This is a genomic window from Flavobacterium gelidilacus DSM 15343 (genome assembly GCF_000422685.1).
GTDB classification, from domain to species: Bacteria; Bacteroidota; Bacteroidia; order Flavobacteriales; family Flavobacteriaceae; genus Flavobacterium; species Flavobacterium gelidilacus.
Genome location: NZ_AUGN01000024.1, coordinates 1 through 9,113, shown reverse-complemented (window position 1 = coordinate 9,113; position 9,113 = coordinate 1). Strand labels below are relative to the sequence as shown.

The window sequence follows — 9,113 nt, the reverse complement described above, 5'->3', positions numbered from 1 at the left end:
CCACAAGTTTCTCCTAAAGATACAGTACAAAAGTTAAATGGACCTACCCATTGACTATTTGTTCCCGATGTACATTTTGCTCTAACATAAAAATCATAACATGTTCCTTGTGTTAAGCCCGTTACTGGGTAAGGATTAGAACTAACTAGTGTTCCTGTTCCTGTTGGTGTTGCTCCTGTACCTACAATTTCAACTTCCCATTGAGAAGCTCCACTTGGATTATCCCAGCCTAAAGTTGCTCCTGTTAATGTTGCGTTAGTTGCTGTTTGAACTGTCGGATCTAAACATTGTTCTACAATGCTAACATCATCAACAATCCAACGGTCACCATTGTCATTTGTCATTACAAAGGCCACATAAACTTGTTGTCCTACGTAAGCCGCTGGAAATTGAACTACTTTCTCTTCACAAACATCATAAACAGCATTCAATTCTGTTTCATTCCATGTCTGAATAGTCGTAAATGAACCAGCATTTGTTTGAGAAGTAAGTGATACCCTTATAGTATAAATACTCCCAAAATTGGCTGCTAAAGTTTGTTTTGTAGAAAAATGCAATTGACCATTAGTTGGTATTGTTACTTGAGGTGTTACTAACCAGTCTTCTGCGAAGGTTCCATCTGTAACGTTTTCTCTATTTAAATAAGCAGAGCGCCCATTACAAGAATTTGGTGCCGGAATCACTCCCCAAGATTGAGCAGTTCCTATTCCATTATCAAAAACCTTCCAGTTTCCTGAGGTTAAAGCCCAGTTTCCTGCGGCCGGTAATGATGTTCCTTCAAAATCTTCTGTCAAGGCTGGTTGAGAAAAGCCAAGAAGAGAAAAGAACAGCATTACAATTAATAGCGTAATTTTTTTCATCATTTATTGTTTGTTTGGTTTGATTTATCCCCAAAAGTAATTATTATTTTGAAAACTAAAAGGGTTTTATTAACATTTTATGTTAAATTTGTTGAAAAATAATTCAACTTCCTAGAGAATATGATTGAAAAAGAGATAATAAATTTTGAAAAAACAGTAATAGTTGGAATTGTAACACAAAATCAAGACGAAGAAAAGTTAAAAGAATATCTTGATGAACTTGAGTTTTTAACATTTACTGCTGGTGGTGAGGTAATTAAGCAATTTTCTCAGAAAATGGATAAACCAAACCCTAAGACTTTTGTTGGTACAGGGAAACTTGAAGAAATCGCGACTTTCATTAAAGAAAATGATGTTTCAACCGTTATTTTTGATGATGAATTGACACCTTCTCAACAAAAAAATATTACTAAGGTATTTGACATCAAAGTATTAGACAGAACTAATCTAATTTTAGACATATTTGCACAACGTGCTCAAACTTCATATGCTCGTACTCAAGTAGAGCTTGCTCAATGTATATATTTATTACCTAGACTTTCTGGAATGTGGACCCACTTAGAAAGACAACGAGGTGGAATTGGAATGCGTGGACCTGGAGAAACTGAAATTGAAACAGATAGACGTATTGTAAGAGATAGAATTGCTTTGTTGAAAGACAAAATTAAAGCTATCGACAAACAAATGGCTACGCAAAGAGGTAATCGTGGTGCAATGGTACGAGTTGCTCTAGTTGGCTATACGAATGTTGGAAAATCAACATTAATGAATGCTGTAGGTAAAAGTGATGTCTTTGTAGAAAATAAATTATTTGCAACGCTTGACACAACAGTCAGAAAAACAGTAATTAAAAATCTACCTTTTTTATTATCTGATACAGTTGGGTTTATTAGAAAACTTCCTACTCAATTAATTGATTCTTTCAAAAGCACACTAGATGAAGTTCGTGAAGCTGATTTATTACTACATGTCGTAGATATTTCACATCCTGAATTTGAGCATCATATTGAATCTGTAAATCAGATTTTAAAAGACATTAAAAGTGATGACAAACAAATAATTATGGTCTTCAATAAAATTGACGCTTATAAACCTGTTTATTTAGCCGAAGATGATTTGGTAACTGAAAGAGAACCAAAACATTATTCTTTAGAAGAGTGGAAAAAAACTTGGATGAATAACGTTGGAACAGAAAACGCTTTGTTTATCTCAGCAACTGATAAAACAAATTTCGAAGAATTTAGAGAAAAAGTATATGAAGCAGTAAGAGAAATACACATCACAAGATTTCCTTACAATAAATTTTTATATCCTGAATATAGTGAAGCAATCGAGAAAGATGAAGAATAAAAAAAGTCCCAAGTTTTAAACTTGGGACTTTTTTTATAAATAATTCTGATGTATTAGAATCCATAATTAACACCTAAACCAATATTTTGACGTGTTTGAAAACCTCTAAAGGCATTGTCATCATAAATGGTTTGGAATGTAAAGTTAGTAGATAAATATTTATTAATTGTCATTACAATGTTTAATTGGTAATCTAAATCAACATTTTGTGGGTCTTCTAAATAGTTTGAATATAAATTTAAAATGTTTTCAAATGAAACATTTGCCATTATATTAAATTTATAATAACCACTTAAAGCAGCACCAAATTCATATCTTGAAGTATCTCCTTGTTCAACTCCAAAAGAAGAACCTAATTGAGTAAATTCATCATGAACAATAATTAATTTTGAAGTAGCTGGAGCGATATTGAATTTTAAATTATCGCTTTTTTTCCACATCATACCAGGTCCAAATTGAAAATAAGCCGGAGAAAAGAAATGTGAAATTTTTGTGGTCTGCGTATCAGGATCTAAACCTGTATCCAGTTGTGTTTTAAAGTTAAAGAAAGCTGAATAATACCAAAGACCCGAAGCTTTTTTACCTAACAAAGAGTTGAACTGCAATCTATCATCAGATTTTTGTAAATCTGCATCTTTTAATTTTGTGATACCATAGCCAGCCATCAATTTGTTATCCCAAGACCAATCCCCTTTTTTGTAATTGAAATCATAGTTAACTAAAATATTACCTGAAAGACTACTTTGTCCACCAGCTAACCAATTATTAAATGTAGATTGATTTCCTATAAGTGAAAACGTACCCGATTTTGCCCAACCGTCAGGTTTTTCTTCTCCAACTTTTGCAGCTGCTTCTTCTGTTCTTTTTAGATTTTCTTTCTCAGTATCTTGTGCAAATCCAATTGAAGAAACTAATAATAAACTTAGTAGTATTTTTTTCATTTTATTTAATTTAAATTTGAAATGCAAAGATAATACTTGACATATTTTACGCCAATTTTTCTTGTACAAGTACAATTTTAATCGATAAAAAACACTATTTAACCGATTTAAACAACGGAACTGCTGAACAAGCCTCACCAAACATTACACTTTTTGCATAAGGCATTATTTTTTGAATAGCTAAAACATAAGCTTCCTGCGGAACAGGTTTATTTGAACAACCTTTTAAGATAACAGGTTTTTTATCGTAAATTGAAAAATCAATTTGGTTTAATGTCTCTTGATAAATGTTTAAAAGTAAATCCTTTTTATTTCCAGAAACAACTTTTAATGCATAAGGTTGAAGGTAAACTGAAACTAGAGCAAAAGTCCAAGCAGGTAAAATAGCATCTGTCGAACAATAAATTGAAACATAAGTGTCTTTATATTGTGACCAATCGAAGTTTTTTAAAGATTCTCTGAAATCTTTTTCTTTTAACAAAAAACCTTCAACCAACCATTGAGAAATATCAACAGATTGGATGGCTTGTTTTGGAAAATAGTCTTCTAAATCAAAAACTTCCAAAACACTATTCGCTACTTTATTTATTATTTCTTTTTCCATGTTTATTGATATCCTTCTGCTTGAAGTGTGAATAATTGTGCATATAACCTTTTATTTGCCATTAACTCTTCGTGTGTTCCAGATTCTAAAATTGTTCCTTCTTGTAAAACTATAATCCTATCTGCTTGACGAACTGTACTAAATCGGTGTGAAATTATAACACTAGTTTTATTTTTAATTAAATGAATAAATCGTTCAAATACTTCGCTTTCTGCTTTTGCATCAAGTGCTGACGTAGGTTCGTCTAAAATCATGACTTCAGCATTTTTCATATAAGCTCTTGCCAAAGCAATTTTTTGCCATTGACCACCAGAAAGTTCTTGCCCTTTTACGAATCGTTTTCCTAATTGTTGCTCATAACCATTTGTTAGTTCTGAAACTACTTCATCTGCAAGACTTAATTCTGCAGCTTTTTCAATTCGTGCTTGATTTTCGATTTCGTCAATTTTTCCAATCGCTATGTTTTCTTTTACTGTGAATTCATATCTGAAAAAATCCTGAAATAAAACACCAAAATAAGCTTGATATTCGCTTTTGTTGTATCGATTTATATTGATTCCGTCTAATAAAATTTCTCCTGAAGTCGGTTCGTAAAAACGAAGTAACAATTTAGTTAACGTTGTTTTACCTGCTCCATTTTGTCCAACAAAAGCTATTTTTTCACCTGCTTTTATGGAAAAACTAACATCTTTTAAAATTTGATTTTCCGATTCTGGATAAGCAAAAAAAACATTTTTAAATTCAAATCCTTTTTGAATCACTTTTGGTAGAGGAATATCTTCAGCTGTTTTTGGTACAATCGAAATATCAATAAAATCAAAATAGTCTTTCAAGTATAATGAACTTTCAGAAATACGAGTAAATTTAGAGAAAAAATCTTGCAAACTTTTCATCAATCGGTTAAAACTTCCTGAAAGGAAAGTCAATTCACCTAAAGTAATCACACCTGATAAAACACGATAAATGATAAAAACATAAGCTGCATAATAACTTATAGAACCTAATAAATTAAACAAAAAACCATAACTTGAACGTTTTATGACTAATGTTTTGTTCAAGTTAAAATATTTATTCGCTAGATTTTTAAAGCGATTTACTACAAAATTGGTTAATCCAAAAAGCTTGATTTCTTTGGCCGTTTTGTCATTTGCTCCTATAAACCTTAAGTAATCTAATTCTCTTCTTTCAGCTGTCCAACTTCTTGCTAATGAATATTGTTGTTGACTAAAACGAACTTCATTAATAAAAGATGGAATAATACTTAAAACTAAAAGAATAATCAGGTAAGGTTCAAAATAAATTAAACCTGCTACTAAAGTTATAATTGAAATTGTGGTTTGAGCTTGACCAAGAACATTAGACATTAAGTCAACTCTTCCCATAGTTTGGGTTCTTGCTCTTTCTAGTTTGTCGTAAAATTCAGAATTTTCTAAAAGACTAATGTCAACTTCATTGGTTTTTTCAATAATTTTAACCGAAGTATTGATGTTGTATTGATCTCCTAAAATTCCATCAGTCAATGAAATAGCTCTGCTCATTAAATCGGAAAGAACTACTAGAATAAATTCTAACAAAACGTATTTCCAAAGTTCTGAAAAGTCTTTTTCACCTTGCGATGTAATTCTTATAATTTCATCAATAATGATTTTTCCAACCCAAAGAATTACAACAGGCAATAAAGCTGCAATTAACCTACAAAATGTAGAAATTAAAAACAGCTTTTTATTAGTTCTCCAAATTTCTTTGAAAAAACGAGGTATATAAGTAAGTGAATTAAAAGAATCTTTTAATCCAATTTTCTTAGTATCTTTTAGTGATTTTGGTTGAAAACGAGCCATTTTTTAGTGTTCAGTGTTTAAAAAAAAGTGTTCAGTAGCAAAACTGCCGACTATTAACTGAGCACTGATTACTGAATTTAAAGCATTCCTAGTTCTAATTTAGCTTCTTCGCTCATTAAATCTTTACTCCATGGTGGATCGAAAGTAATTTCAACTTCACATGATTTAACTACATCAATAGATTTTACTTTTTCTTCCACTTCAAGTGGTAAAGTTTCTGCTACTGGACAATTTGGCGAAGTTAATGTCATTAAAATTTTAACATCATTATCTTCGTTTATCATCACATCATAAATTAAACCTAATTCATAAATATCCACAGGAATTTCTGGATCATAAATTGATTTTAATGTTTTTACTACGTCTTCACCTAGGTTTACTGTGTCTTTATATTCTTCCATTTTATGCTGAATTTTTTAGTATCTTTTATTTAAAATACTACTGTTATAATTATTTATTTTAAACATATAAGTCATATAAGTTTTAATCCCATAATTCATTATAAAGTTTGTTAACATATGTTCTTTGTCCTTCGTAAAAAATATTTTTTACATTGAAATTTATTAGTAAACCAATTGGCGCATTTAATAAGTTCATGTAAGTCAGTAATTGTGCTTCAAATAGTGGGTTCATTTCAACTACAGACTTTAACTCAACTACTAAAAGATCTTCTATTAAAAAATCACATCTTAATTTAGAATGTAATTCAAATCCTTTATAATTTATAGGAATTTCAAGTTCAGATTTAAAATTAATTTTTCTTAATTCAAATTCTTTACTTAAACATTGATGATAAACAGATTCTAATAAACCTGGACCAATCTTTTTATGTACTTCAATTGCTGACCCATTTATCTGATAAACTAAATCTTTTAAATAACTCTTTGTAACATTCATTATTATTTTCTATTACTAAAACTTATATGACTTATATGTTTAATTAATTAGATTGCTTTGCTTGAAATGCCAAAGCATACATTTTTATTTGTTTAATCATCGAAACTAAACCATTAGCTCTAGTTGGAGATAAATGTTCTTTTAACCCTATTTCGTCTATAAAAGCTGTGTTAGCTTCTAAAATAGCTTCCGGTTTTTGGTTTGAAAAAGCACGAATTAGAATTGCAATAATTCCTTTAGTTAAAATTGCATCACTATCAGCAGTAAAAACTATATTTTCTCCTTGTTCTTCTCCGTGAACCCAAACTTTAGACTGACAACCTTTGATAATATTATCTTCAGTTTTATATTTTTCCTCAATTAATGGTAATGATTTACCAAGTTCAATGATGTATTCATAACGTTGCATCCAATCTTCAAACATGGAGAATTCATCTACTATTTCGTCTTGTATTTCTTTAATTTGCATGCTGAATTATTTCTTTTCTGATAATTTTAAAATTGTATCAACCAAATCTTTAATTTGAGTTGGTGGAATTGTATGGTCAAAACCCAAAGTTGCATAAACCACTTCGTCTTTAGTGATTGTTAAATTTGCAGGAGGCTTTCCATCATAGTAACGTTCTTGAGTTGGACCTTCTAATTTATTGTAAGTGGTTAAATCTACTTTATTAAATAAATCGGCTATTGATTTCCATTCTGCATCTGTTAATTTAACCTCATGAGCTTTTTCATCTCTTGAATTAGTAACAAAAAACGTTTTGTTCTCTATAGTAATTGTTTTATGATATCCTCTACTGTTAGCATCATATACCATTTTAACTTTCTCTAAATCTTTATATTCAGAACATCCTTTAGCAAGGAAAATACTCAAAAAAATCGTAAGTAATAGTTTCATAATTTCTAGTTTTTAAGACAACATCATTTTTGCTTTTTTAACAGCTTCTACAAAGATATCAATTTCTTCTTTGGTATTGTAAAAAGCAAAACTTGCTCTAATTGTACCTGGAATTTTATAGAAATCCATAATTGGCTGAGCACAATGGTGTCCGGTTCGTACTGCTATGCCTAATTTATCTATAATCGTGCCAATATCATAAGGATGTATTCCGTCTACGTTAAAAGATATTACAGATGCTTTTTTAGACAAGTCGTTTGGGCCATAAATAGTTACACCTTCAATTTCTTTTATTTTTTCCGTTCCATAGACTAATAATTCATGCTCATAAACTGCAATATCATCAAATCCTATTGAGTTCATGTAATCAATTGCAGTTCCGAAAGCTATTCCACCAGAAATATTTGGCGTTCCTGCTTCAAACTTATGAGGTAAATCTGCGTAAGTTGTTTTTTCGAAAGTAACTGTTGCTATCATTTCTCCACCTCCTTTATAAGGAGGTAATTTTCCTAACCATTCTTCTTTGCCATATAGTATTCCAATACCTGTTGGTCCGCACATTTTATGAGCTGAAGTCACATAAAAATCAACATTTAACGCCTGAACATCTGGTTTTAAATGTGGGCATGCTTGTGCTCCATCAATTAAGACTGCTGCACCAACATTATGTGCTTTTTCGATGATTTCTTCAATTGGATTTAAAGTTCCTAATGCATTTGAAATATGATTACAAAGCACCAATTTTGTTTTGGTTGAAAGTAATTTATCATATTCTTCCATAATCAATTCTCCTTGAATATTCATTGGAATTATTTTAAGAATTGCTCCTTTTTTTTCACAAAGCATTTGCCAAGGGACAATATTACTGTGATGTTCTAAAGCCGAAACAATAATTTCATCTCCTTTTTGAAGAATTGATTCAAAGCCATTTGCCACTAAATTAATACTTTCGGTTGTTCCTGAAGTAAAAATTATTTCATAAGATTCTTTGGCATTAAAATGATTTTGAATCTTTAAACGTGCTTGTTCGTAAGCATCTGTAGCCAATTGACTCAAAGTATGAACCCCACGATGAATATTGGCATTATATCTTGAATAATAGTCAACGATAGAGTCAATTACAATTTGAGGTTTTTGTGAAGTGGCTCCATTATCAAAATAAACCAGAGGTTTTCCATTAACTTTTTGTGAAAGAATAGGAAATTGAGCACGTATTTTTTGGATGTCTAACATTTCAAAATTATTTGAGTACAAATTTACAACATCATTATTTAAAATTAGAATAAATAAAGGTTAAAAATACAGCACCTAAACTTAACATTTGTTCATGGTTCGTGTTTAATAAAAACAAAAAGGCTTTCTCAATTGAGAAAGCCTTTTTTTAATCTTATTATTTAAAGTCTATTATCGTTTTAATGAAAAGTGAGCTTTAAATTGTTTTGGTATTAATATACCGTTTGTTGTAATTTCATAAAAATCTACCGTGAACCAATAATCCGTTGCTGGTAGTGGTTGTCCGTTAAATGTTCCGTTCCAACCTCCGCTATCTAATGGACTAATTTGTTTCAATAATTTTCCGTAGCGGTCAAAGATATAAATTTTTGCGGTTTCTTGACCATTTAATCCTCTAATATTCCATGTGTCATTTATTCCATCGCCATTTGGTGTAAAGAAATGTGGATAATTAATCACTTGAACTCCCACTGTCTCATCTCCAGCACATGG

At 30.5% G+C, this 9,113-nt stretch carries 11 protein-coding genes; 1 reads left to right on the top strand and 10 read right to left on the bottom strand.

From position 1 onward, the window contains the following. On the bottom strand, positions 1–863 hold an 863-nt coding region (locus G507_RS16715), incomplete at its 3' end, for a choice-of-anchor J domain-containing protein (protein ID WP_035665978.1). Positions 864–980: 117 nt separating this feature from the next. Between G507_RS16715 and hflX the strand changes: the two genes are divergently transcribed. After that, entirely contained in the window at positions 981–2,210 is a 1,230-nt protein-coding gene (gene hflX / locus G507_RS0109155) for a GTPase HflX (RefSeq protein WP_026717210.1), read from the top strand. Positions 2,211–2,263: 53 nt separating this feature from the next. Here the strand turns inward: hflX and G507_RS0109150 are convergent, their stop codons facing one another. The 9 genes from G507_RS0109150 to G507_RS16710 form a co-directional block, all read right to left on the bottom strand. Continuing rightward, the gene (locus G507_RS0109150) at positions 2,264–3,151 is read right to left on the bottom strand and encodes a DUF3078 domain-containing protein (RefSeq protein ID WP_026717209.1); all 888 of its coding nucleotides are present in this window, start codon (positions 3,149–3,151) and stop codon (positions 2,264–2,266) included. Between the two features lie 94 nt (positions 3,152–3,245). Next, on the bottom strand, positions 3,246–3,755 hold the full coding sequence (locus G507_RS0109145; protein ID WP_026717208.1) for a DUF2480 family protein: 510 nt from the start codon (positions 3,753–3,755) through the stop codon (positions 3,246–3,248). 2 nt (positions 3,756–3,757) lie between these two features. After that, entirely contained in the window at positions 3,758–5,593 is a 1,836-nt protein-coding gene (locus G507_RS0109140; RefSeq protein WP_026717207.1) for an ABC transporter ATP-binding protein, read from the bottom strand. Positions 5,594–5,670: 77 nt separating this feature from the next. Further along, positions 5,671–5,994 carry an SUF system Fe-S cluster assembly protein gene (locus tag G507_RS0109135; protein ID WP_026717206.1) on the bottom strand — a complete coding sequence of 108 codons (324 nt, stop codon included), beginning with the start codon at positions 5,992–5,994 and terminating at the stop codon, positions 5,671–5,673. A gap of 82 nt (positions 5,995–6,076) precedes the next feature. Further along, the gene (locus tag G507_RS0109130) at positions 6,077–6,490 is read right to left on the bottom strand and encodes a GxxExxY protein (protein WP_026717205.1); all 414 of its coding nucleotides are present in this window, start codon (positions 6,488–6,490) and stop codon (positions 6,077–6,079) included. A gap of 43 nt (positions 6,491–6,533) precedes the next feature. Continuing rightward, on the bottom strand, positions 6,534–6,959 hold the full coding sequence (locus G507_RS0109125) for a SufE family protein (protein WP_026717204.1): 426 nt from the start codon (positions 6,957–6,959) through the stop codon (positions 6,534–6,536). A 6-nt stretch (positions 6,960–6,965) separates the two neighbouring features. Further along, the gene (locus G507_RS0109120) at positions 6,966–7,388 is read right to left on the bottom strand and encodes a hypothetical protein (protein ID WP_026717203.1); all 423 of its coding nucleotides are present in this window, start codon (positions 7,386–7,388) and stop codon (positions 6,966–6,968) included. A gap of 12 nt (positions 7,389–7,400) precedes the next feature. Then, on the bottom strand, positions 7,401–8,621 hold the full coding sequence (locus G507_RS0109115; protein WP_026717202.1) for an aminotransferase class V-fold PLP-dependent enzyme: 1,221 nt from the start codon (positions 8,619–8,621) through the stop codon (positions 7,401–7,403). A 171-nt stretch (positions 8,622–8,792) separates the two neighbouring features. After that, positions 8,793–9,113 (bottom strand): T9SS type B sorting domain-containing protein (locus tag G507_RS16710; protein ID WP_035665976.1); only part of this gene is annotated, 321 nt, incomplete at its 5' end.

Bases quoted from the DNA above. Each gene is read 5' to 3' on its own strand.
- G507_RS0109125 (WP_026717204.1), bottom strand. From the start codon at position 6,959: ATGCAAATTAAAGAAATACAAGACGAAATAGTAGATGAATTCTCCATG.
- G507_RS0109145 (WP_026717208.1), bottom strand. From the start codon at position 3,755: ATGGAAAAAGAAATAATAAATAAAGTAGCGAATAGTGTTTTGGAAGTT.
- G507_RS0109130 (WP_026717205.1), bottom strand. From the start codon at position 6,490: ATGAATGTTACAAAGAGTTATTTAAAAGATTTAGTTTATCAGATAAAT.
- G507_RS0109115 (WP_026717202.1), bottom strand. From the start codon at position 8,621: ATGTTAGACATCCAAAAAATACGTGCTCAATTTCCTATTCTTTCACAA.
- G507_RS0109140 (WP_026717207.1), bottom strand. From the start codon at position 5,593: ATGGCTCGTTTTCAACCAAAATCACTAAAAGATACTAAGAAAATTGGA.
- G507_RS0109120 (WP_026717203.1), bottom strand. From the start codon at position 7,388: ATGAAACTATTACTTACGATTTTTTTGAGTATTTTCCTTGCTAAAGGA.
- G507_RS0109135 (WP_026717206.1), bottom strand. From the start codon at position 5,994: ATGGAAGAATATAAAGACACAGTAAACCTAGGTGAAGACGTAGTAAAA.
- hflX (WP_026717210.1), top strand. From the start codon at position 981: ATGATTGAAAAAGAGATAATAAATTTTGAAAAAACAGTAATAGTTGGA.
- G507_RS0109150 (WP_026717209.1), bottom strand. From the start codon at position 3,151: ATGAAAAAAATACTACTAAGTTTATTATTAGTTTCTTCAATTGGATTT.